At 68.4% G+C, this 21,805-nt stretch carries 28 protein-coding genes; 11 read left to right on the top strand and 17 right to left on the bottom strand.

What is annotated here, in order from left to right:
- Window positions 1-75: 75 nt before the first annotated feature.
- The 3 genes from ftsH to ACFFGE_RS13910 are packed head-to-tail and all read right to left on the bottom strand — an operon-like array spanning window position 76 to window position 1,930.
- Window positions 76-1,266, bottom strand: coding sequence for an ATP-dependent zinc metalloprotease FtsH (gene ftsH, locus ACFFGE_RS13915; RefSeq protein WP_446680624.1), 1,191 nt, complete (start codon window positions 1,264-1,266; stop codon window positions 76-78).
- Between the two features lie 8 nt (window positions 1,267-1,274).
- Window positions 1,275-1,484 (bottom strand): ATP-dependent metallopeptidase FtsH/Yme1/Tma family protein, encoded by a 210-nt coding sequence (locus ACFFGE_RS13920; RefSeq protein ID WP_446680623.1) that lies wholly within the window; start codon window positions 1,482-1,484, stop codon window positions 1,275-1,277.
- 17 nt (window positions 1,485-1,501) lie between these two features.
- Window positions 1,502-1,930 carry a MarR family winged helix-turn-helix transcriptional regulator gene (locus tag ACFFGE_RS13910; RefSeq protein ID WP_376837069.1) on the bottom strand — a complete coding sequence of 143 codons (429 nt, stop codon included), beginning with the start codon at window positions 1,928-1,930 and terminating at the stop codon, window positions 1,502-1,504.
- Between the two features lie 202 nt (window positions 1,931-2,132).
- Between ACFFGE_RS13910 and ACFFGE_RS13905 the strand changes: the two genes are divergently transcribed.
- The 4 genes from ACFFGE_RS13905 (at window position 2,133) to ACFFGE_RS13890 (ending at window position 4,256) form a co-directional block, all read left to right on the top strand.
- Window positions 2,133-2,558, top strand: a complete 426-nt coding sequence (locus tag ACFFGE_RS13905; protein WP_376837068.1) for an Hsp20/alpha crystallin family protein — start codon at window positions 2,133-2,135, stop codon at window positions 2,556-2,558.
- 14 nt (window positions 2,559-2,572) lie between these two features.
- Window positions 2,573-2,971, top strand: a complete 399-nt coding sequence (locus ACFFGE_RS13900) for an Hsp20/alpha crystallin family protein (RefSeq protein WP_376837067.1) — start codon at window positions 2,573-2,575, stop codon at window positions 2,969-2,971.
- A gap of 20 nt (window positions 2,972-2,991) precedes the next feature.
- On the top strand, window positions 2,992-3,483 hold the full coding sequence (locus ACFFGE_RS13895) for an Hsp20/alpha crystallin family protein (protein ID WP_376837066.1): 492 nt from the start codon (window positions 2,992-2,994) through the stop codon (window positions 3,481-3,483).
- A 254-nt stretch (window positions 3,484-3,737) separates the two neighbouring features.
- Complete coding sequence (locus tag ACFFGE_RS13890) at window positions 3,738-4,256, top strand: hypothetical protein (RefSeq protein ID WP_376837065.1); 519 nt, start codon at window positions 3,738-3,740, stop codon at window positions 4,254-4,256.
- Here the strand turns inward: ACFFGE_RS13890 and ACFFGE_RS13885 are convergent.
- The 10 genes from ACFFGE_RS13885 to ACFFGE_RS13840 all read right to left on the bottom strand — a co-directional run bounded on the left by ACFFGE_RS13885 (window position 4,240) and on the right by ACFFGE_RS13840 (window position 13,538).
- A complete protein-coding gene (locus tag ACFFGE_RS13885) occupies window positions 4,240-4,647 on the bottom strand; it encodes a hypothetical protein (protein ID WP_376837064.1) in 408 nt (135 codons plus the stop codon). The two genes, ACFFGE_RS13890 and ACFFGE_RS13885, sit on opposite strands and share 17 nt — an antisense overlap.
- 11 nt (window positions 4,648-4,658) lie before the next feature.
- A complete protein-coding gene (locus ACFFGE_RS13880) occupies window positions 4,659-5,429 on the bottom strand; it encodes a hypothetical protein (protein ID WP_376837063.1) in 771 nt (256 codons plus the stop codon).
- Between the two features lie 1,075 nt (window positions 5,430-6,504).
- Window positions 6,505-7,806 carry a tyrosine-type recombinase/integrase gene (locus ACFFGE_RS13875; protein WP_376837062.1) on the bottom strand — a complete coding sequence of 434 codons (1,302 nt, stop codon included), beginning with the start codon at window positions 7,804-7,806 and terminating at the stop codon, window positions 6,505-6,507.
- A gap of 144 nt (window positions 7,807-7,950) precedes the next feature.
- Window positions 7,951-9,366 carry a M20/M25/M40 family metallo-hydrolase gene (locus ACFFGE_RS13870; RefSeq protein WP_376837061.1) on the bottom strand — a complete coding sequence of 472 codons (1,416 nt, stop codon included), beginning with the start codon at window positions 9,364-9,366 and terminating at the stop codon, window positions 7,951-7,953.
- Between the two features lie 66 nt (window positions 9,367-9,432).
- On the bottom strand, window positions 9,433-9,687 hold the full coding sequence (locus tag ACFFGE_RS13865) for a DUF3297 family protein (RefSeq protein ID WP_376837060.1): 255 nt from the start codon (window positions 9,685-9,687) through the stop codon (window positions 9,433-9,435).
- Window positions 9,688-9,695: 8 nt separating this feature from the next.
- Window positions 9,696-10,241, bottom strand: a complete 546-nt coding sequence (locus ACFFGE_RS13860; RefSeq protein WP_376837059.1) for a hypothetical protein — start codon at window positions 10,239-10,241, stop codon at window positions 9,696-9,698.
- Between the two features lie 51 nt (window positions 10,242-10,292).
- Entirely contained in the window at window positions 10,293-11,255 is a 963-nt protein-coding gene (locus ACFFGE_RS13855) for a MotE family protein (RefSeq protein WP_376837058.1), read from the bottom strand.
- 14 nt (window positions 11,256-11,269) lie between these two features.
- Window positions 11,270-11,833 carry a DUF6468 domain-containing protein gene (locus ACFFGE_RS13850; RefSeq protein WP_376837057.1) on the bottom strand — a complete coding sequence of 188 codons (564 nt, stop codon included), beginning with the start codon at window positions 11,831-11,833 and terminating at the stop codon, window positions 11,270-11,272.
- Window positions 11,830-12,837, bottom strand: coding sequence for a flagellar motor switch protein FliM (fliM, locus tag ACFFGE_RS13845; RefSeq protein ID WP_376837074.1), 1,008 nt, complete (start codon window positions 12,835-12,837; stop codon window positions 11,830-11,832). The genes ACFFGE_RS13850 and fliM overlap by 4 nt, the downstream gene beginning before the upstream one ends.
- 38 nt (window positions 12,838-12,875) lie before the next feature.
- On the bottom strand, window positions 12,876-13,538 hold the full coding sequence (locus ACFFGE_RS13840) for a flagellar basal body-associated FliL family protein (protein ID WP_376837056.1): 663 nt from the start codon (window positions 13,536-13,538) through the stop codon (window positions 12,876-12,878).
- Window positions 13,539-13,718: 180 nt separating this feature from the next.
- On the opposite strand from ACFFGE_RS13840, the gene flgF reads away from it, so the two are divergent.
- From flgF to ACFFGE_RS13805, 7 genes are all read left to right on the top strand, one after another.
- Window positions 13,719-14,456: a flagellar basal-body rod protein FlgF gene (gene flgF, locus ACFFGE_RS13835; protein WP_376837055.1), complete on the top strand. Its 738-nt coding sequence runs from the start codon at window positions 13,719-13,721 to the stop codon at window positions 14,454-14,456.
- A 15-nt stretch (window positions 14,457-14,471) separates the two neighbouring features.
- On the top strand, window positions 14,472-15,260 hold the full coding sequence (gene flgG, locus ACFFGE_RS13830) for a flagellar basal-body rod protein FlgG (RefSeq protein ID WP_376837054.1): 789 nt from the start codon (window positions 14,472-14,474) through the stop codon (window positions 15,258-15,260).
- Window positions 15,260-15,859 (top strand): flagella basal body P-ring formation protein FlgA, encoded by a 600-nt coding sequence (locus tag ACFFGE_RS13825; RefSeq protein WP_376837053.1) that lies wholly within the window; start codon window positions 15,260-15,262, stop codon window positions 15,857-15,859. Before flgG ends, ACFFGE_RS13825 begins: the two co-directional genes overlap by 1 nt.
- A 23-nt stretch (window positions 15,860-15,882) precedes the next feature.
- Window positions 15,883-16,605 carry a flagellar basal body L-ring protein FlgH gene (flgH, locus tag ACFFGE_RS13820; RefSeq protein WP_376837052.1) on the top strand — a complete coding sequence of 241 codons (723 nt, stop codon included), beginning with the start codon at window positions 15,883-15,885 and terminating at the stop codon, window positions 16,603-16,605.
- A 140-nt stretch (window positions 16,606-16,745) separates the two neighbouring features.
- Window positions 16,746-17,222 carry a hypothetical protein gene (locus ACFFGE_RS13815; RefSeq protein WP_376837051.1) on the top strand — a complete coding sequence of 159 codons (477 nt, stop codon included), beginning with the start codon at window positions 16,746-16,748 and terminating at the stop codon, window positions 17,220-17,222.
- Window positions 17,223-17,258: 36 nt separating this feature from the next.
- Entirely contained in the window at window positions 17,259-17,678 is a 420-nt protein-coding gene (locus ACFFGE_RS13810; RefSeq protein ID WP_376837050.1) for a hypothetical protein, read from the top strand.
- Window positions 17,679-17,689: 11 nt separating this feature from the next.
- Window positions 17,690-18,178 (top strand): hypothetical protein, encoded by a 489-nt coding sequence (locus ACFFGE_RS13805; protein WP_376837049.1) that lies wholly within the window; start codon window positions 17,690-17,692, stop codon window positions 18,176-18,178.
- 47 nt (window positions 18,179-18,225) lie between these two features.
- On the opposite strand, the gene dxs is transcribed toward ACFFGE_RS13805, so the two are convergent.
- The 4 genes from dxs to ACFFGE_RS13785 form a co-directional block, all read right to left on the bottom strand.
- A complete protein-coding gene (gene dxs, locus ACFFGE_RS13800) occupies window positions 18,226-20,136 on the bottom strand; it encodes a 1-deoxy-D-xylulose-5-phosphate synthase (RefSeq protein ID WP_376837048.1) in 1,911 nt (636 codons plus the stop codon).
- Between the two features lie 79 nt (window positions 20,137-20,215).
- Window positions 20,216-21,118 (bottom strand): polyprenyl synthetase family protein, encoded by a 903-nt coding sequence (locus ACFFGE_RS13795; RefSeq protein ID WP_376837047.1) that lies wholly within the window; start codon window positions 21,116-21,118, stop codon window positions 20,216-20,218.
- Between the two features lie 2 nt (window positions 21,119-21,120).
- Window positions 21,121-21,468 carry a tRNA-binding protein gene (locus ACFFGE_RS13790; RefSeq protein WP_376837046.1) on the bottom strand — a complete coding sequence of 116 codons (348 nt, stop codon included), beginning with the start codon at window positions 21,466-21,468 and terminating at the stop codon, window positions 21,121-21,123.
- A complete protein-coding gene (locus tag ACFFGE_RS13785) occupies window positions 21,468-21,725 on the bottom strand; it encodes an exodeoxyribonuclease VII small subunit (RefSeq protein ID WP_376837045.1) in 258 nt (85 codons plus the stop codon). The genes ACFFGE_RS13790 and ACFFGE_RS13785 overlap by 1 nt, the downstream gene beginning before the upstream one ends.
- Window positions 21,726-21,805: the final 80 nt, after the last annotated feature.

Raw genomic sequence — 21,805 nt, 5'->3', positions numbered from 1 at the left:
CCCTTCGGTTGCTAGGGGCAAGGTCGTCACACAGCCTATGCTGCCTCTCGGCTAACCCTCTAAGCCCATATCTACTTATTCCGTCTTGTTTTCGAGTTCCTCCCGCGTCATCAGGAAGCGGTCCTCGGTCGGGCGCAGGATGGCGTAGCCGAGCGCGCCAATCCCGCGCGGTATGATCGAGACCTTGTGCACCGGGTCCACCCCCGGCAGAGCCATCGCCACCAGCGCGTGCCCCATCTCGTGGTGCGCCACGATCTCGCGTTCGCGCGGATTGAGCACGCGGTTCTTCTTTTCCAACCCGGCGATGATGCGTTCCACCGCATTGTTGAAGTCGTCCATCGTCACCGCATCAGCCTTGCGGAGCGTGGCGAGCAATGCTGCCTCGTTGACGAGATTGGCAAGATCCGCGCCGGAAAAGCCGGGAGTAAGAGCTGCGACCTTCTCGGCATCGACGTCTGGGGCGAGCGTCACTTTCTTCATGTACACGTTCAAGATCTGCACACGCCCCGTCTTGTCGGGCCGGTCCACCAGCACCTGACGGTCGAAGCGTCCCGCACGCAGCAGCGCGGGGTCGAGAATCTCGGGTCGGTTGGTGGCGGCCAGGAGCACGATGCCCACTGAAGGGTCGAAGCCGTCGAGCTCGGTCAGAAGCTGGTTCAGCGTCTGCTCACGCTCATCATGGCCACCGGCGATCTGGCCGGAGGAGCGCGCCCTCCCAAGAGCGTCGAGTTCGTCGATGAAGATGATTGCCGGGGCCGATTTCCGGGCCTGCTCGAACAGGTCGCGCACCCGTGCGGCACCGACGCCCACGAACATCTCGACGAACTCTGATTCCGAGATCGAAAAGAAGGTCACGCCGGCCTCGCCTGCCACCGCGCGCGCCAGAAGCGTCTTGCCGGTTCCCGGCGGCCCGACGAGCAATATGCCTTTGGGGATATGTGGGCCCAGCTCTCCGTATTCGGCGGGGTTCCTGAGGAACTCCACGACCTCCTCGAGCTCGGCCTTGGCCTCGTCCACACCGGCCACGTCGGCGAAGCTGACGCCGGTTTCCTTTTCCATGTAAACTTTGGCCTTGCTGCGGCCGACCTGCATGAAGCCGCCAAAACCCTGCTTGTCGGCGAACTTGCGGAACAGCAGCATCCAGATTCCGAAGAAGACAAGCGCTGGCGCCACCCAGGAAATCAGTGTGCCGAAAAAGGTATTCTGAGGAACGCCCGTGATCTCGACGCCGGAGCGGTCGATCCGCTGCAGGATCCCGGGATCCACGACTGTCGTCACGAACTGACGGGTTCGGTGAAGGTGCCGGTGATGGTGTCTGACCCGACCGCGACCGACGCGACCCTGCCGTCCTCGAGATAGGTTTCGAATTGGCTGTAGCTGATGGGAGCCACGGATTGCCAGCCGGCGATCAGATCCTGGATGAAGATCACGGCTATGAAAGCCATCACCCAGTACCAGATGTTGTATTCGGTCTTCTTTTCCATACGGCTTTTCCTTTTCCCTAGCGCCCGAGCCGCGCCCTGATCCGCTCGAGCAGCGCCAGCAGAATGCGCCTCTCGTCCGCCGACAGATCCTGCAGGATCTCATCTTCGAGCGCCGATTGCCGCGGCGCGAGCTCCTCCAGCATCGCCCTGGCCTTTGGCGTTGCCGTGACGATCTGCGCCCGTCGGTCGTCGGGTGACGCCCACCGCTCTACCCAACCGCCCCGTACCATGCGATCGACGAGCTGGCCCGCAGTGGCCCGGCCCACCTCCAGCCGCCCGGCCAGATCGCCGATGGTCAGCCCGGGCGAATCCTCGACATGTGCCGCCGCCATCCAGGACAGGCGGGTCAGGCCGCTGTCGCCAATCTCGTTGTCGATCCGCTGCTGGATGAGCTGCGCGACCCGGTGGATCGTCGTCCCGATCAGGGCGAGATCAGAAGTGATCAAGGGTATCTTTCCTCCGTCTGCATGAGAAACAGGATAGACTGCGGTCCACCCAAAGTGCAATGCAAGCATCATACATGCTTGCATAATAAATGGATCCGCCTATCTTGATGGGCGGTCTCCGAACCGACATCCAGCCGGCACCGTTGCCCGGTCGGACCATGCCGCCGGTTCGGGGGCATCGATCAGCAACAGGAGGCCAGCAATGCTCTATCCGACATATCTGCGCCGCAGCGATCCCTTCGCGCTGATGCGCTCCATGATGCGCGATCTCGACCGCGGCTTCTGGCCCCCGTCCCACGCGGCGTTCCCGGCGGTGAATGTGTGGCAAGACTCCGAGGCCGTTGCCGTCACCGCTGAACTTCCCGGCATCGAACCGGGCGACATTGAAATTTCGGTCAAGGACAACGTCCTGACGCTGTCGGGCGAACGCAAGCTGCCCGAGGTTCCCGAAGGTGCGCGCTGGCACCGCAACGAACGCGGTTACGGCAGGTTTTCACGCGCGATCCGCCTGCCGTTCGCGGCCTCGGATGACAAGGTGGAGGCGAGGATGAAGCACGGCGTATTGCGGATCGTCATCTCCCGGCCCGAGGAAGAAAAGCCGAAAAAAATCGAGATCAAGGCAGCCTGAGAGGAGCTGGAACGATGAGCACCGACATCACGCAAGCCGCCGAAAAGACGCCGACCGACTCGCCCGAGACCACCGGCGGCGGACGCATATACCGTCCGTTGACCGATATCGTCGAGACGGATCAGGGTGTCTCCATGATGCTCGAAATGCCTGGGGTCGCCGCCGATGCGGTCGAAATCACGCTCGAAAATCGTGTGTTGACGATCCGCGGCAAGGTTGACCCGGTGCGGCCGGAAAACCTCGAACTTGCCTATGCCGAATATGGCGAGGGCGATTTCGAGCGTGCCTTCACGCTTTCCGAGGACTTCGACCCCAACAGGATCGAAGCCGAGATGCGTGGAGGTGTCCTCACCATGACGCTCCCCCGAGCCCCTGAAGCGCAGCCGAAAAGGATCGCCGTCAAGGGCGCCTGAAAACCGAAGGATACCATATCATGCAGATCAAAGACCTCATCCCCTGGGCGCGCAAGGACGGAGCGCCAGATGCCAAGAGCAGCGAAGACAACCCGATCGCGACACTCCAGCGCGAAATGAACCATGTGTTCGAGAACTTCTGGAACCGTGTCGGTCATTTCGAATGGCCCTTTGGCAGCGGCGAAGCGAAATCCGACGTGGTCGAGACCGACGAGGCGATCGAAGTGTCGATCGAGCTGCCGGGCATGGAGATGAAGGACATCGAGGTGACGGTCAACGATGACATGTTGACTGTGAAGGGGGAGAAGAAGATCGAGCGCCAGGAGGAGAAGAAGGGATACTATCTCTCCGAGCGCAGCTACGGCGCGATCTACCGGACAATTCCGCTCCCCCCCGGTGTGGATGGCGAAAAGGCGCAAGCATCCTTCAAGAACGGGGTTCTGACGATCAAGCTGCCCCAGACTCCCGAGGCGCAGGCCAAGGTCAAGCGCATCGAGGTCAAGAACGGCTGATTTGCCATATGGGGGTCGCCGGTTTGCGGCGTCCCCTTCGCTCCGTGCGATATCGCACCGTCTGGCGAAGCCCCGGGGAGCCTGTCTCTCCGGGGCGGCTTTCGAGAGGCAATCATGAAAGACTTGCAGCGATCCGGGCTGACCCGTGAACAATGGTCGACGATGACGCTCTACGAGAAGTTCGAGCAAGTTGATCGACCAAGTTGCAGACGGCGTGCTCGCCGGCGCTGCTGTCAAGAAACGGCTCGATACCCTTGAAGCTCGGCGGAGCGAACTCGAGAGCGAGCTGGCCGCCTCGCCGGCGGCCCCGGTCGTCGCTCTTCACCCGCGCATGGGATCCCGTCGTGGAAAAGGACATCGACGGGGAGCGCGCAGAAACGACGGAGCTTGAGGCCAAAGAACCCCGCTTCGGCCAGGTCAACGCGGCGCGGCGGGTCGCCCGCTCAATCTTCCTCGGCAGCGCGCCCTCGTCTGTGAACACCAGCGCCGGCAACCGCGGTCTGGACCGGGCGCGTATCCTGTTGGGCGCGATGCAGCCTGGGCAGACGTCGTCGGTCTATTCCGACGCGCTGAACCGCCTCGCCGACCTGCTGCACTACATGAACGCCTCCGGCGACAAGGCGCAGGACACAACACGCTTCTGGTTCGACACGCGCGCCAGTCTTCGTCGCGAGATGAATGACCGCCGCTCGCGGTTCGAGATCCGGTCAATCTTAGCTACCGACTGTCTGAGCGTGGGCGCCCGATCATCGGCGGTCACCGCAGCGCCCTGATCTGCCACGATTGTCGCAACATCATCGCCGAGGCCAAGCGCGCCGGTCGCCGGGCCTGACCGACGCCAGCCTGACCCTCGAGGACCTTCGCGCCGTTGTGGTGGCGGTTCAGCCCCATGGCCGGCATGAGATCGACTTCGACGCAGTCATCGAGAGAGGCGCGGCGAACGCCGATCGCGTGGCCGCGGTCGGCGACTATTGGCGCCATCGGAGCCTCGCCTCCGGGCTTTTCCATCAAGCCACCCACCTGCACAAGCGCCACGGCTGGTCGGTCGAAGACGTGGAATGGACCTTCGCCGTCGAGCATCTGCCCAGCGCCGAGGAGGATCCCGACCGCGCGCTTGAGCAGATCCGCTGGTTGATCGATCAGGGCGCGGCCTTCGCTCGGCAAGACCGGCCCGCCTAGAGGCCCGCCAGGCCGGCGACCTGTCGTTGCAGGCGCTCGCGGGCCGCATCGATCCGCTCGGCGTTGGTCTTGGCCGACAGCGCCGCGCGCGGCTTGCGACCGAGGAAATAGGCGATCCGCTCGGCATTGGCGCCGCTGGGGTGCGGCAGGCCCGTGAGGATGCGCGCGGAATCCAGCCGGCCGGCGTCGGCCAGGTGCTTGAGGCCCGCCTCGGCATGTCCGCCGAGCGGAACCCAGATGGCGCTCGGCAGGGCGGCCGCCTCCTCCGCCAGATGCGTCTCCACCATCTTGCGCAGCACGGGGTGCGAGAGGGGGGCGGGCACGCCTGAGTAGTTGTCGCCCCCGGCCAGATAGACCGGATAGCGCAGCATCGAGGTGAAATGAACGAGCGGGCTCCAGGCTTCAAAGAACGCCGCGGCGCTCGCCCGGCCGAACTTCTGGGGCACGCCCACGAGGTCGAGCATCGCGATCAGCGACGAGCGCATCGACCCGCTGAAGCTCGCCGTCGACTTGGCCGCCGCCAGCGCCTCCTCACGGTCCCGGCCGGCGTTCAGCTGGGCTTGCAGCGCCTCAAGCGCGTTGGCGGCTTGGGTGCGTCCCGGCGTCAATCCTACCAGCACGAGCTCGGCCTTTCGGGCGATGTGATCGAAGGGTGCGTAGGAGACGAACAGGTCGCGCCCGTCCGAGAGGGTCAATTCCGACGGGGTCACGCCTCGGCGATAAGCCGCTAGGTCCACGCGGCGGACGGCGTCGATAAAGGTTTGCATGAAGGAGACTCAAGCGAATGCGAACGGCCCGCGACCTTAAACCATCGCGGAGCGCCACGAACGATCAGCGCCAAGGAAAGAAGGCTGCAAGGAGCCGGCGCATCGCGCGCGGCGGGACGCGCCGTCGAGCGGCGGGCGGTGCCCCAAAGGTGCCCGCAGGGGCGGACGGACCCATATGAGCCGCGGCACGCGGCGGGGCCGAGCACGACCGCCCGCCGCTTCGACCGGCCTCGTCCGGGCCAGCGACTGCACATGGTGTCGCTAAGCGGAGCCGTCGAAGCGCCTTGGGGCACGCCCGCAAGGTACGATCTCTTCCTGCGCGACACGGTCGCAATCACCCGGCACGCCGAGGATCTGCGGGCCGGGTTCCGTCGGCATGGTCTTCAACGTGCTGGCCAGCAACCGGGACGACCATACCCGGCCAATCGGACACGGCGGCGCGAACCTCATCGATGATGACATCGACGCGCAGCTGAAGACGCCGGCGTGACCCGGGCCTCTCGCGCTGAAATCCTGGCCGTCCACCGGGCGGTCGACACGATGTTCCAAGCCTAATCTGTAGGCCGCATGGTTGACGTGGCTGCAATCTGCTGTCCGGTCACCCGCACCCGCCGTCGCGAGCCGGCGTCAGCTTAGCGTGAGACTGCGCATAGGTCCCAGCGCTGGGCATGGTGCCGAAGAGTGGTCGGTCCGAACGTCCCCAAGGAGTCATTTATGGACTTTGGTGCGGGCGGCCGGGATCGAACCGGCAAGGGCTTTCGCCCGACGGATTTTCGTACCACTTCGGCTTTCGCCGCCGGCCCCGGTTCGGACCGTTCGTGGTCTGGACTATCCCTTCGTCATAGCCCGAAGGCCTTAGACGCCGCCCGTCTAGTCTCTACACCTTCCCGCCAGAGACGGGCTTGGCTCGGGATCGCCATCTGACAGGGTTCCCCGACTTTGAGCGGTTCTACGTCCGGGGTTTCCCCCAGCGCACTCAATCCTCAGCTTAAGTCCGTTGCGTCTACCAATTTCGCCACGCCCGCAGGCTGAAGCGTTTCTATAGCTGCGTTCGCGCTGCGCCGCCAAGGCGAGTTCAGTCGACGTCCGTCGCCTGACCGCTCGCCGCCCGCCGTTTGGCGGGCTTGGGCTTGCGGACGTTGATGGCCGAGGCGTCCAGCACGTTCTTGATGTGAGAGGCATAGTACTTCTCGATCATCTCGACGCTGGTCCGGCAGTTCTTCGCGACCTGGTAGATGTCGGCGCCCTCCATCAAGCGCATCGAGATGTAGGTGTGACGCAGGCTGTAGGCCGTGCGGGGATTGCCCTCCCGGTCCTTCTTCAGACCTAGCTCGTCGAGGACCGCATTCAGCAGTTCGCGCTGAACCAGACCGAACACGAGATCGGTCGGCTGGCCATCCTTGCGCTTGCGAACCCGTTCGAAGGGCAGCACCGCGCCGGGCATGCTTTTGCAGAACCCGGTGCCGCGCTTGCCGCGTACCTCGATCTCGAGAATCCGCTCACCGGTCGAATCGTCCTCAACGATGGAGACATCGCGGAACTCCAAGCGCTGCGCCTCGTCCGGCCGCAGCCCGGTATTGACCATGAAAAGGATGAAGTCGTGGAACTGTTCGCTTTCCGCGCGCCACCGCTCCTTCTTCGGGTTCTTGGCCCGCTCCCGCGTGGCCTCATAGAGCCGCTTGTACTCTTCGGGAGAAAACCAGGCCCGGTGGCTGACTTTGCCGGAGGCGCGATAGGGACTGGACATATCCGGCAAGGCGGCGATCCATCCCTTCCGGTTTGCAGTCTTCAACACTTGGCGCAGACAGACCATCTCGTTGTGGAGAGTCTGACGGCTCGGTCGCTTCCACGCTCGGAGCTTCCCGATGCGCTCCCGTCCGTTGCTCACGTAGCGAACTCGCTCAGGTTCGGCAGGCGGCGTGACGCGGTGGACCCGGTATTCCTGGATGCGCCCGGCTGTGACGTGCGAGATTGGCAGGTCCCCGAAGTACGGCAACAGATAAAGCCGCAGCACCCGCGCCTTGCTGGCGACGTACTGGGCGTTGCGTTCGCCCAACGTCATCGCCTCGAATTCCAGGAGGAAGGCCGAAGCTGCCTCGCGGAACGTCTTCTCTCCCGGCCGCGTCCGCGGCGTTTCAACAGGGATGGAGGGCTGCCCCGGCGCAACGACAATCCCGCCGCGTCGGCGCAGCCGATCCTCCGCGACCCGATCGAGGTACCAGTCCCGCGCATACTCAAGTGCGTAGGCCAGGTTCTCCTGCTTGGTCGACTGCCGATGATTACGACCGCTGAGATAGGTCGCGCACTGCCAGAAGCGGCTGTTCTCTCGCCGGTACACATGGACCCGGCCATCCATGAGCGTGTGAGACTCGGACACATCGCCTCCTTGCCGTCGCCGGCAACTGTGTAAGGCCTGTGTAAGTCTCTAAATCGTCTAACCGTTTGTTTTTAATACGTAAACATACGGTGTTACGGTTTTAAGTCGCTTGCGTCTACCAGTTTCGCCACGCTCGCGGCGTCGTCACTCCTGCGCGGGAGGCCTGAAGCTCACGTCGCTCTCGGCCAGCAGCCAAAGGAAGGCGGCCCAGGCGGCGACGTTCTGGTCCAGGTTCTCGGGCTCGATGCGGTCGATCACGTCGTCTGCCGTGTGGTGGGTGTCGAAATAGTCCGTGCCGTCCTGCGCCAGGCGGAAGGCGGGCACCCCCAGCGCCACCAGCGGCCCGGTGTCAGGCCCGCCGCCCCGCGCCGGCGTCCCGTCGAAATAGATTCCCAGCGGCGTCAGAACCCGCATGGCCGCCTGGCGGAACTCGGGGTCCGCGTTCGCCGGCAGCGCGAGCGCATAGATCGGACCGGCGCCGAAATCGCTCTCGCTCACGGCCACATGGTTCGCCGCCTGGTCGCGCCGCGTCTCGGCGTAGTGACGCGCCCCGGCCAGGCCCGGCGCGGGCGGCGGCTGGCTGACCTCCTCGGCCCCCCACCAGACGACGCGGATGGTCCGGGCGGGCCGCTCGGGCAGTTCGGCGATCAGCCTCAGCGCCGCCGCCGTGATCGCCACGCCCGCCCCGTCGTCGATCGCGCCCGTCCCCAGGTCCCAGCTGTCCAGGTGGCCGCCGATGACGATCACCTCGTCCGGCCGTTCGTCGCCGATCACCTCGCCGATCACGTTCTGGGACGTCGAGGCCTCCAGGAAGCCGACGTCGGCGAACAGCCTGAGCCGCACCGGCCCCAGGCCGGCGTCACGCAGCCTCAGCAGCTGGTCCGCGTCCGGCGGGCTGAGGGCGAACGCCGGGATCGTGCCCTCGCCCACGCGCGTCGCGCCGGTGTGGGCGAAGCGGTGGTCGTGGGTGCCCAGCGACCTCAGCAGGAAGCCCACCGCGCCACGCCGCGCCGCCTCGGTCGGGCCCTGGAAGCGGATCGGGCTGGTGGAGCCGTAACCCGCGCCGTCCTGGGCGCGCGGCGTGTCCTGCAGCACCACCGCGATCTTGCCCCTCAGCGCGCCCACCGGCGCGTCCAGCAACTCTTGATAGGTCCGAAAGATCGCCGCCTCGCCCTCGACCCCGCCTTCCGGCGTCGCGATCGATCCGCCCAGCGCCGTGACCACCAGCCGCTGGGGCGCGGGCGACAGCACCTCGACACGTTCCTCGCCGCGCCGCCAAGCCGACAGCGGGAAGGACTCGACCGCGACGTTCGAGAAGCCCCAGGCGCGGAACTGTTCGGCGCCCCAGCGCGCGGCGGCCCGCTCGGACTCGGTCCCCGCCGGGCGCGCGCCGAACCGCGTCGTCAGGTCCTCGACGATCTCATAGGCGCCGGAACCCTGGAGCGCCCGCTCCCGCAACGCCTCGGCGGTGCGGATCGCCTCGGGGTCCTGGGCGATGGCGGGCGCGGCCAGAAGCGCCAGCGAAACGCCGGCCAGCAGGATGGGCTTGATCAGGGACACGCCGGCGACCTCCGCGGAAAACACTCGGCCAAACTAGTCGCCGAGCCCTCGCGGGGTAAAGGCGCGTCAGCCCTTGCGGTAGAAGGGCTCGACCGGCCCCTGAAGCTTGATGGTCAGCTGCTTGCCGCGCCGATCCACGCGATTGCCGACGGCCAGACGCACCCAGCCCTCGGAGACGCAGTACTCCTCGACGTTGGTCTTCTCCTCGCCCTTGAAGCGCACGCCCACGTCGCGCGCCAGGACCTCGGCGTCATGGAACGGGCTGTCGGGATCGACCGAGAGGCGATCAGGGGGGGTGTCGGCGGAGGCGGCGTCGGTCATGCCGCTGATTAGCCGGGCTTGGGCGGCTTTGCCAAGTCGGGGGGCTTCAGCCCGGTCGGGGTCCAGTCGGCGCGAATGATCTCCACAGCCAGGGTCACCGCGAGGATCATCAAGCCGACCCGCTGAAGGTCGGTCGCCGCGAGCCCGGCCGTTTCAAGGCGAGGCGACAGGGCGATGAGCGCCGCGCCCGCCAGATAGCCCGCCGTGCCCCAGACCCAGTCCAGCTGGACCTCGTAACCCTTGTCGCCGAGCTGCTCGACCACGATCCAGACCAGCGAGACGGACAGCGCGGCCATCAGGAGCCCCGCCGACATGGGCGGCCGACCGACCGTGACGCCGGCCAGGATGAAGAAGGTCCAGCTGACCAGGGCCAGGAGAACCCCGACGCGGAACCTGAGGTCGCGACGCTCGGCCCCTTTGCCCAGGTCGTCGAAGAAGTCCATGTCGTCGATCCAGAACTTGACCCTCAGGCCGAAGATCAGGAACGCCAGGGCGTAGGACTCCAGCGGAACCGCGCCGTCGATCTCGAACAGGCCCGTAAGGGGGGCGGCCATGGTCAGCGCCGACATTCCGTCATTGAGCCGGCTGAGGCGGTTGGTCACCGCCTACTCCACCGACTGGCGCGGCGCTTGGGGGGTGGCGGCGGCGGGCTGCGCCGGGGTCTCGGCCCCGGCCTGATAGGGGCGCGGCCCGGCGGGCTCGGCCGCGGCCTGAGCCGGCGGCTGAGCGGCGGGTCGCGGGGCGGGCCGGCGCGCGGGCGGTCGCGCAGGCTGGCGCGCGGGCGTGCGGTTCGCGGCGGGCTGCCGCGCCGGCTGAGCGGCCGGGGGCGAGGCCGCCGCGTCGGCGGCGGGGACGTTCGCGGCGACGGGCGTCGCCTGAGCGTTGGCGGCCGGCGGGTCGGCGGCCGGCGCGTTCGCGGCCGCGGCGGCGCGCGCGGCCAGCTGCTGCGCCTCGAAGCGGCGGGCCAGCTTCTCGGTCAGTTCGCGCGCGGCGGCGGGTTCCATCTGCGCCATCACGGCGGCGAGAGAGCGGGGCCGCATGGCGGCGGCGACCGGCAGGCGCACCTCGTCATCCAGGGTGGCCATCACGCGCGCGGCCTCGCGCGGGCGCATGGCGGAATAGACCTGCACCAGGCGGTCGATCTCGGCCTGCTCGCGCTCATCGACCTGGCCCAGCAGCGCCTGGACCTCGGCCTTGACCGCGTTCAGCGCCTGGACCTGGGCGTCCAGCTTCTGCTCCGCCGCCGTCATGAGCGGCAGCATGGTGGCGAAGTCCGCCTCGCGCGCGTCCAGCTGTTCGCGGCGCGCCGACAGGCTCTGGATGATGCGCAGCTCGGCCGGCGAGATGCCGGCCTGTTCGGCCAGCTGCTCCGGCGTCAGGGCGCAGACGGCGGCGGGCGTCGCGGCGGCCGGGCTCGCGCCCGCGCCCTCGCCGGCGACGGCGGCCGGCAGCTCCTCGGCCCAGGCCTGGGCGCCCTCCAGAAAGCCTGGCGCGGCCCCGATGGCCCGCACGGCGACGACGCCGCCTATGGCGACCGCGATCAGGGGCAGGAGACGGGGCTGCTTCATCGGAAATCTCGGCCTCAGGCGGCGAACAGGTCGTCGTCGAGTTTCAGCCGCGCGCGGTTGAGGCTCTCTTTCGCGGCTTGGTTAGCGGTCATGGCCTGCACGATCGCTCGGACGTTGTCGCGACCGGGCGCGGCGGGCGTCGACAGGGCGTGGATGCGCTCAGCCAGGGAACGGGACTGCGCCGGCCCTGCCGCCGCTTCGTGGTCCCTCTCCGCACGACGCGGCATCGCGGATGTCTCATCCCTGCCGTCGACCGGGGCCGCGGGGTGGCTCGTCGTCTTGGGCGACGCCGCGACCGGGCTCTTCTCGGCCCGCGCCATCACCTGCTCCAGCTCCGCCTTGATCGCCCGCGCCTTGACGATCCGGTCGTGCAGCAGGTCCGTCTCCTGGTTGGAGGCGCGCAGACTGGCCAGCGCCGCCTCGGCCCGCCCGGCGGCGGTGTTCAGCTCGGCGACCGCCTTGGCGAACTCCGCGTGGCCCGCGCGCAGGAGCGCCAGCTTCTTCTCCAGCCGCACGCCGTAGCCCAGGGCCGCGACCAGCAGCAGCATCAGAACGCCGTCCAGGATCAGGCCGGTCATGACTTCCTCCGGGCGATGGCGGTCGCCGCTTCGATGCTGATGGGCCGCTCGACCCGGACCGCGATATGCTGGCCCTTGCGGCCCATGCGCCCCGTGGTCACGGGGATCTGGCCGCAGCGGATCGACACCTCGCTGTCCGGCGTGGCGTTCAGCATCAGGGTGTCGCCGACCTTGAAGTTCAAAACCTTGGACAGGGTCGTCTGCTGTTCGTCCAGCACGGCGCGGACCTCCGTGTCGGTGGTCCAGAGTTCGGTGGCCAGGTGGCTTTCCCAGATGTTGTCGCGGCCGAACTTCTCGCCCATGAACTGCTGCAGCAGCATCTTCCGGATCGGCTCCAGCGTGGCGTAGGGGAGCAACAGCTCCACCCGTCCCCCCCGGTCCTCCATGTCGATCCGCAGCTTGACCAGGATCGCCGCGTTGGCGGGCCGCGCGATGGCCGCGAAGCGGGGATTGGTCTCCAGCCGGTCCAGGTTGAAGTGCACCGGCGTCAGCGGCTCGAACGCGGCCTTGGCGTCCGCCAGGATGACCTCGACCATCCGCTGCACCAGCATCCGTTCGATGGTGGTGTAAGGCCGCCCCTCGATCCGGAGCGCCGCGGTGCCGCGCCGCCCGCCCAGCAGGACGTCGACGATCGAGTAGATCAGGTTGGAGTCGACCGTCAGCAGGCCGTAGTTGTCCAGCTCCTCGGCGCGGAACACCGCCAGGATCGCCGGCAGCGGGATCGAGTTCAGGTAATCCCCGAACCGGATCGAGCTCATGTTGTCCAGCGACACCTCCACGTTGTCGGAGGTGAAGTTGCGCAGGCTCGTCGTCATCAGCCGGACCAACCGGTCGAAGACGATCTCGAGCATCGGCAGGCGCTCGTAGGACACCAGGGCCGAATTGATGATCGCCCGGATGCCCGACCGATCGGCGCCGTCGTCGTCGGTCAGATCGAAGCCGAGCAGGCTGTCGATCTCCTCCTGGTTCAGGACGCGCTCGGACGCGGCGCCCAGATCTTCCATCCCTCCGCCGAAGGGATCGTCCTCGAGCGGCTGATCGGTCACTGGACCAGCATCTCCTCGATCAGCACCGCGTCGGCGTGCGCCGGGGCGACGATCAGATTGACCCGTCGCAGGATTTCGGCGCGCAGCTGATAGCTGCCGGCCGATCCGGCCAGGTCCTCGGGCCGCAGCTCGCGCAGGAAGCCCTGGAACATGTCGTTGAGGCGCGGGAACTCGGCCTGCAGCTGTTCGGCCACCGCATAGTCCGACATCTCGAGCGTCAGCTTCAGCTTCAGAAACGTCGGCCGTCCGTCCGGGCTCTGAATGTTCACGACCATGTCCGGCAGGGTGTAGAAGACCACGCCGTCCGGGCCCTCGCTGATCGTGCCGGTGGCGCCGCCGCCCTCGGCTTCCTCGCCGCCGCCGCCGTGGCCGTCGCCGCCCTTCTTCTCCGCGCCGTGCCCTCCGCCCTTCTTCTCGCCGTGATCGCCGCCCTTTTCGGCGCCGTGCCCCTCCGCGTCCTCGGCGGCCGCCTTGGGCTGCAGTATGAAGAAGGCCGCGGCTCCGCCGCCGCCCAGCAGCACCACGGCCGCGGGGATGATGATGAAGAGGAGGGGGAGTTTCTTCTTCTTGGGCGCGGCCTCGCCCTCGGCGCCTTCCGCCGTGGCGGGCGCCTCCGCCTCGGGGGCCTTGTCCCCCTTCTTCTTGCCCAGCTTCAACATGGCGTTCGCCGCTACCGACCCCGACCGGGCGAAGGTGGCCGGTTTTGGTTAACGAGGCGTTGAGGTCCGGCAATTTCTGCCGGGCGCCGTAGGATCCGCCAGCCGCCTATCCCCTGAAATCATTCATCTTTGTGACCTGGCACGGCGGTTGCGACGCCGGGGTGGAAGGAGCGCCTCGTCGTGGAAAACGCCGCCTACGTTGGACTGTCCCGCCAGCTGACCCTGCGTCGCGAGCTGGACATCGTCGCGAACAACATCGCCAACGCCGACACCACCGGCTTCAAGGTGGAGCAGTTGCTGACCGCCGCCGAGGTGGGCGAGCGCGCCCGCAACTTCGCCGTCCGGGGCGGCGTCAGCTTCGTGCTGGACAACGGCGTCGGCCGCGATTTCGGCCAGGGCGAGCTCAGCCAGACCGGCCGCACCTTCGACTTCGCCATCGAGGGCGAGGGCGCCTTCTTCGTCCTGCAGGACGCGAACGGCGAGGCCTATACCCGTGACGGCGCCTTCACCCTCGATCCCGAGGGCCGGCTGACCACCGAGGGCGGCCTGCCCGTGCTCGGCGACGGCGCCGAGATCATCCTCGATCCGAACCTAGGCCAGCCGACCGTCGGCCCCGATGGGACCATCAGCCAGGACGGCCTCCCGGTCGGTCGGCTGACCGTCGTGCGCTTCGACAACCTCGGCGTCCTGCAGAAGGGCGGCGACGGGCTGTATCGCAACGTCGCCAACGCCGCGCCGGTCGAGGCGACCGACGCCCGCATCCGCCAGGGCATGCTGGAAGGCTCCAACGTCAATCCCCTGATCGAGATCACAAACCTGATCGAGATCCAGCGCTCCTACGAGCGCGTCACCCGCATGATCGAGAACGCCAACGACCTGTCCCGCCGCGCCGTCGAGCGCCTGGGCAAGGTCAGCTAAAGGAGGAGACCCGCTATGCGCGCGCTTCGCACCGCCGCCTCGGGCATGGCCGCCCAGCAGCTGAACGTCGAGGTCATCTCGAACAACATCGCCAACATGAACACGGTGGGCTTCAAGCGTCAGCGCGCCGAGTTCCAGGACCTGCTCTACCAGAACATCGAGCGGATGGGCGCGCAGTCCTCGACCCAGGGCAACGTGGTGCCGACGGGCATCCAGGTCGGCGCGGGCGTCAAGGCCGGCAGCGTCTATCGCATCACCGAACAAGGCTCGCCCACCCGCACGGACAACCGCTATGACGTCGCCATCGACGGGCGCGGCTACTTCCAGATCGTGATGCCGTCGGGCGAGACGGCCTATACCCGCGCCGGCAACTTCTCGGTCAATGCCGACGGGACCCTGGTCACCGACGACGGCTACGAGGTCCAGCCGGCCATCACCATCCCGCAGGACGCGGTGGACGTGACCATCTCCCGCGCGGGCCAGGTCCAGGTCACCACCGACGGCGAGACCGAGCCCCAGATCGTCGGCCAGCTGGAGCTCGCCACCTTCTTCAACGAGGCCGGGCTCGAGGCGATCGGCGACAACCTGCTGCTGGAGACCGCGGCCTCCGGTCCCGCCAACGTCGGCGCGCCGGGCGAGATCGGCTTCGGCCAGGTGCTGCAGGGCTACACCGAGGCCTCCAACGTCGATGCGGTGGCCGAGATCACCGCCCTGATCGTGGCCCAGCGGGCCTATGAGATGAACTCCAAGGTCATCACCACCGCCGACGAGATGCTGCAGGTGACCGGACAGGTGAAGAGCTGATGCGCGCCCTGATCGCCCTTCTCCTCATGACCGTCGCCACCCCGGCGCTGGCGGACCCCGTCAGCCTCAGGGCCAATCCGCAGGACGATGACGGGCGCGTCACGCTGGGCGACATCTTCGACGGCGCCGGCGCGGCCTCGAACGTCGTGGTGGCCGAGCGGGTCGGCCCCTCGGTCATGCTCCCCGCCGCCCAGGTCCAGGCCGCCGCCCGCGCCGCGGGGCTGGACTGGTCCAACCCTCAGGGCCTGCGCCGAGTGGTCGTGCGGCGCGCGCCCCAGCTCGCCGCCCAGAACGCCGCGCCGGCCGTCGCCGGCGAGGCTCCGACCGGGGCGCCGGCGGCCGCGCTCCGCCCCGCCCCGTCCGGCGCGGCGGTGATCGCGCGCGGCGACACCGTCCAGGTCGCCTATGAAGTCGGCGGCGTCCGCCTGACCGTCACCGGCCGGGCCCAGCGCGCCGCCGCCCTCGGCCAGCCCCTCACCGTCATCAACAGCCAGTCCGGCCGCGCGATCGAAGCCGTCGCCGCCGGACCCGGCCGCGCCATCGCCGGACCCGCCGCCCTCCAGGCGCGGGCCGACGCCGCCGTCTTCCCCGGCCGCTGAGCCAGATCGGAAAGTCCAGTCCCATGCGTAGAGCCCTGATCCTGATCGTCGCCCTCGCGCCGCTCGCGGCCTGCACCACCGCCGTCGAGGCCGTGCGGGGGCCCGAGCTCGCCCCGATCGGCTATCCGGCCGCCCTCGTTCCGGTGCAGCAACAGATCCTGCCGGCGCCCGACGCCCGCCCGGCCAGCGCCAACAGCCTGTGGCGCACCGGGGCGCGAACCTTCTTCGGCGACCAGCGGGCGCGACGCGTCGGCGACATCCTGACGGTCAGCGTCGATATCGACGACCGCGCCCAGACCTCCAACTCGACCCAGCGCAACCGCTCCAACGACGCGTCTGGCGGCGTCACCAACTTCTTCGGACTGGAGAACAGCCTGGGCCGCTTCTTCCCGGGCGGCTTCGATCCGCAGAACATGGTCGGGCTGGCGGGTGAGAGCTCCTCGACCGGCTCGGGCGCCGTCAGCCGATCGGAGCAGGTCAGCCTGACCATCGCCGCCGTCGTCACCGCGGTCATGCCCAACGGCAACCTGGTCATCCAGGGCCGGCAGGAAGTGCGCACCAACCGCGAGGTGCGCGAGCTGACCGTCGCCGGCATCGTGCGCCCGGAGGACATCTCCTCGGCCAACACAATCGCTCACACCCAGATCGCCGAGGCCCGCATCAGCTACGGTGGTCGCGGCGACATCAGCCGTGTCCAGGCGGCGCCGGCGGCCCAGAGCCTGGTGGAGCGCTTCTCGCCGTTCTGAGGTGGCCGTTCGCCCTCCAGGCGATATTGCTCAGCTTGCGTTCATCGGCCGCGCGCGAACCTCGCTCGCAGGACGACGTCAGCTGAGCCGTGAACCCCACGGCGAAACTCGCGTTTGAGTCCCCGAACGCGAGTAAGAGAATGTTTAGAGTTCTGATCCCTGCCGCCCTGCTGACCGCCGTTCTGGCCTTCGCGGCCCGCACGGAAAGCGCCCTGCCGACGGCCGCGCCCGAGGCTGCTTCGGGTGTCGAGATGACCTGGGCGCTGACCAGCGAGGGCGACATGGCCAAGCTGACCTACGGCGTGCCGAACTCGGATCACCTCGCGATCATGATGACCTGCGCGCCCGGCGAGGGCGTGGAGGTCTACGGGCCCCTGATTCCCGCCAGTCCCAGCCTGCGGCAGGCCGGCGGCGTCGCGGCCATCGATCCGCTGAGCGGCGAGCTGATGCAGGACATTCGCCTGCCCGCCGGCGACCGGGTCCTGGGCGCCATGACCGAGGCGCGGCCGCTGCGGGTCGTGAACGACATGGGCGAGCCCCGCGCCCTGCCGGTGGATCGCGCCGGCGCCGGTCTGGCCGAGCGCTTCCTGAACCATTGCGCGTCGGGCCGCGCCTGACCACATTCAGGTCGTCAGACAGGGGAGACGTCCGACATGTGGCTGGCCCTCGCGGCCGTGGCGGCGCTCGCCTCGCCGCAGGACGGCTGGACCTGGACGCTCTATGAGAATGACGGCGGCGCCGTGCTGGCGCACGAGGTTCCCGACACCACGCGCCTGCGCACGACGCTGGAGTGCCGCGACGGCGTCGATGGCCTGATGGTCACCGTCTACGGCGTGCAGCCCGCCGCCCCCTTCGCGACACTGACGTCGGGCGACGCGACCGCGACAGGACAGCTCGAGGCCCTGCGGGGTCGGGGGCTGCGCGTGGCCGCGCCGATCAACCACCCCGTCGTCACCGCCTTCGCCGCCACCGGCGAGATGACGGTGGAGTCGGGCGGTCGCAGCGAAGTCGTCGCCGTTCCCCGGGCCCACCTTGCCAAGCTTCGCCGTCTGGTGGAGCTTTGCGCCCGCTGACGGGGGCGATCATGCGGGCGACCATCATCGGGTTACTGATGTCCGGTCTTCTGGCCGCCTGCGCCAGCGCACCCGAACCCACGGGTCCTGCGGCGGGACCGGCGCCCGCGCCAACCCCCGGCAAGGACTGGTTCTTCCATGCCGACGACGGCGGCGCGATGCTGGCCTACGGCGTCGAGGCGTCGGACGACCTCAGCCTGCGCTTCGACTGCACGCCAGGATCCGGCCGCACCCAGCTTCTGCAGCCGGCCCAGACGCCGGCCCCCGAAATTCTGATCGAGTCGGGCGGCGACACCGAGCGCTGGACCGCGCGCGCCGAGCCCAGCGCGCTGGACGACGGCGTCAGCCTCATCGCCGAGGCCGAAGTCTCACATCCCGTGTTTCAGCGGTTCCGCCGCCTGGGCTGGCTGACCATCTTCGACGACGGAGACCGCAAGACCCTGGTCGCCCACCCCGGCTCGACAGACCGCATCGACCGCTACTTCAAGGCCTGCGAGTAGCCTTCGTTCGCCGATCACCGACCGGGTGAAGACGCCTGACCTCGAGCTCAGGCCCTGACCGCGCCAGCCGCCCGGTCGATCCCCAGGGCCGCCAGCGCCCGAGCCGCGATGTGCTCGGCGTTCAGGCCGGCCTCCGCGTACATGAGCTCGGGCTTGTCCTGGTCCTGGAAGGTGTCGGGCAGGTGCATGGTGCGGACCTTGAGGCCGGCGTCGAGCGCGCCCTTCTCCGCCAGCATCTGCAGCACGAAGGCGCCGAAGCCGCCCATCGCGCCTTCCTCGATGGTCACCAGCGCCTCGTGCTCGCGGGCGAGGCGCAGGATCAGCTCCTCGTCCAACGGCTTGGCGAAGCGCGCGTCGGCCACGGTCGCCGAGACCCCGCGCGCGGCCAGCAGGTCCGCCGCCTTCAGCGTCTCCTGCAGCCGGGTCCCGAACGACAGCAGCGCCACGGCCGTGCCCTCGCGCACGATGCGGCCCTTGCCGATCTCCAGCGGGGCCGCCAGCTCGGGGATCTCCACCCCGACCCCGTCGCCGCGCGGATACCTGAAAGCCGAAGGCCGGTCGTCGATCTCGCAGGCCGTGGCGATCATGGCGGCCAGCTCCGCCTCGTCGGCGGCGGCCATCAGCACCATGCCGGGCAGCGCCCCCATGTAGCCGATGTCGAACGACCCCGCGTGGGTCGCGCCGTCGGCGCCGACCAGGCCCGCCCGGTCCATGGCGAAGCGCACCGGCAATCCCTGGATGGCCACGTCGTGGACCACCTGGTCGTAGCCCCGCTGCAGGAAGGTCGAGTAGATCGCGCAGAACGGCCGCATCCCGTCGGCCGCCAGCCCGGCGGCGAAGGTCACCGCGTGCTGCTCGGCGATGCCGACGTCGAACGTCCGCTTCGGAAACGCCTGGCCGAACAGGTCCAGCCCCGTGCCCGACGGCATGGCCGCGGTGATGGCGACGATGCGCGGATCCCGCTCGGCCCGCTTGATCAGCTCGGTTCCGAACACCTTGGTGTAGCTGGGCGCGTTGGAGATCGACTTGGCCTGCTTGCCCGAGACCACGTCGAACTTGACCACCCCATGGTACTTGTCCGCCGAATTCTCGGCCGGGCCATAGCCCTTGCCCTTCTGGGTCACGACGTGGACCAGAACCGGCCGGTCGTCGATGGCGGCGGCGTTCTTCAGGATGGGGACCAGGGTCTCCATGTCGTGCCCGTCGATCGGCCCGATGTAGTAGAAGCCCAGCTCCTCGAAGAAGGTCCCTCCGGTGACCATGCCCCGGGCGTATTCCTCGGCCTTCCTCGCCGCGTCCCGGAACGGGCGCGGCAGGTGGTCGACCACCTGTTTTCCGAAGCGGCGGAAGTTCTGATAGGCGCCGCCCGACACCAGCTTGGCCAGATAGGCGCTCATGCCGCCCACCGGCGGCGCGATCGACATGTCGTTGTCGTTCAGCACCACCATCAGCTGGCGGGTCGTCTCGGCGGCGTTGTTCATCGCCTCATAGGCCATGCCCGCCGACATGGAGCCGTCGCCGATCACGGCCACGACCTTGTTGTCGTCGCCCCTCTGGTCCCGCGCCGCGCAGAAGCCCAGGGCCGCCGAGATCGAGGTCGAGGCGTGGGCCGCGCCGAACGGGTCGTACTCGCTCTCGCTGCGTTTGGTGAAGCCCGACAGGCCGCCGCCCTGGCGGATCGTGCGCATCCGGTCGCGCCGGCCGGTGACGATCTTGTGCGGATAGCACTGGTGCCCGACGTCCCAGATGAGAATGTCCCGCGGCGTCTCGAAGACGTGGTGCAGCGCGACCGTCAGCTCGACCACGCCCAGGCCGGCCCCCAAGTGGCCGCCCGTCACCGACACGGCGTCGATCGTCTCGGTCCGCACCTCGTCGGCGAGCTGGCGCAGCTGCGCGACATCGAACCCGCGGAAGTCCGCAGGGTAGGTCACAGTGTCGAGAAGCGGGGTCTTGGACATGGGTCGGATATTCCGGCTCGGGCCGTGGTCGGCCTTATCTGAACCCCTTATTCGAACCCCTGGGGCGCGGGGCGTTTCCTCACGAACGTCGGTTCAGGACGAAGTCCACGCTCGCCTTGAGGTTTTCGGCCTCCGCGCCGAAAAGGTCCAGATGCCCACGGGCCTGATCGGCCAGATAAGCGACCCTTTGCCGCGCCGGTTCGACGCCCAGCAGGGTGACGAAGTTGGTCTTGCCCTGGGCTGCGTCCTTCTGGGCCGCCTTGCCCAGCTCCGCCTCGTCGCCCTCCACGTCCAGAAGGTCGTCGACGATCTGATAGGCCAGGCCGATGTCGTGGGCGAAGTTCATCAGCGCGGACCGCTGCGGATCGCCCGCCCGCGCGATGATGATCGGGATCTCGAACGCATAGCCGAACAGCGCCCCGGTCTTCAGCCGCTGCATCCGCGCCGCCTGGCCCAGGTCGTCGCGCACCCCCATCAGATCCAGCATCTGGCCGCCGGCCATGCCGCGAGCGCCCGACGACAGGGACAGCCGCGCCGCCAGCTGACAGCGCACCTCGGCGTCCTCATGGGTGTCCGGGTCCAGCAGGATGTCGAAGGCGGCGGTCTGCAGCGCGTCGCCCGCCAGCACCGCCGTCGCCTCGTCATAGGCCCGGTGCAGCGTCGGCCGGCCGCGACGCATGTCGTCGTCGTCCATGCACGGCAGGTCGTCGTGGACCAGCGAATAGGCGTGGACGCATTCCAGCGCACACGCCGCCCTCAGCACCGCCCGGGGCTCGATGTCGAAGAAGCGCGACGCCTCGATGGCGAAGAAGGGCCTCAATCGCTTGCCGGGCCCGAGCGCCGCGTATCGCATCGCCTCGGTCAGCCGCGACTCCGGCCCCTCGACGCGCGGCAGCAGTTCGTCCAGCGCGACCGTCACCAGGTCGGCCACCTCGGCGACGCGCTGCGCCACCAGGTCGGTCGGGTCGCTGAGCGCCGTCATGCTCAAAACAGTCGCCCTCCGATGACCGCCTCGCGGTCCACCCCGACCAGCACCACCTCGCCGTCCGCGTCCGGAAAGCCGAGCGTCAGCACCTCGGACATGAACGGCCCGATCTGACGGGGCGGGAAGTTCACCACCGCCGCCACCATCCGTCCGATCAGCTGGTCCAGCGTGTAGTGCCGCGTGATCTGGGCCGAGCTCTTCTTCACGCCGATCTCGGGGCCGAAGTCGATCGTCAGCTTGAAGGCGGGCTTCCTGGCCTCGGGAAAGGCCTGCGCGTCGATCACCTTGCCCAGGCGGATGTCCACCTTGGCGAAGTCTTCGTAAGCGATGGTCGGGCTCAGCGGCATCAGCGGAACTCCACCGGCTCGACGCCCTTGGCCTCGCCGCCCGCGCCGACCACGATCTGCTCGACCCTGAGCTGGGCCGCCTTCAGCCGCGCCTCGCAATGGGCCTTGAGCGCGGCGCCGCGCGCATAGATCTCGATCGACCGCTCCAGCGGCGCCTGGCCGGACTCCAGCTCGGCGACGATCTTCTCGAGTTGCGCCAGCGCATCCTCGAAGCTGAGGTCGGCGGGGACGGCGGTGGCGTCGGGCAGGTCGGTCATCGTCCGGAGATGGCTTGAGGGCGCGGCGTCGCGGCGACCCTAGAGGCAGGCTCGAAGCCCGGCAATGTCGGATTGTCCGC

It is taken from the genome of Brevundimonas balnearis (assembly GCF_042434805.1).
Lineage (GTDB): Bacteria > Pseudomonadota > Alphaproteobacteria > Caulobacterales > Caulobacteraceae > Brevundimonas > Brevundimonas balnearis.
Note: the sequence above shows the minus strand (reverse complement) of the source record. Positions and strands in the feature narration are given on the sequence as shown.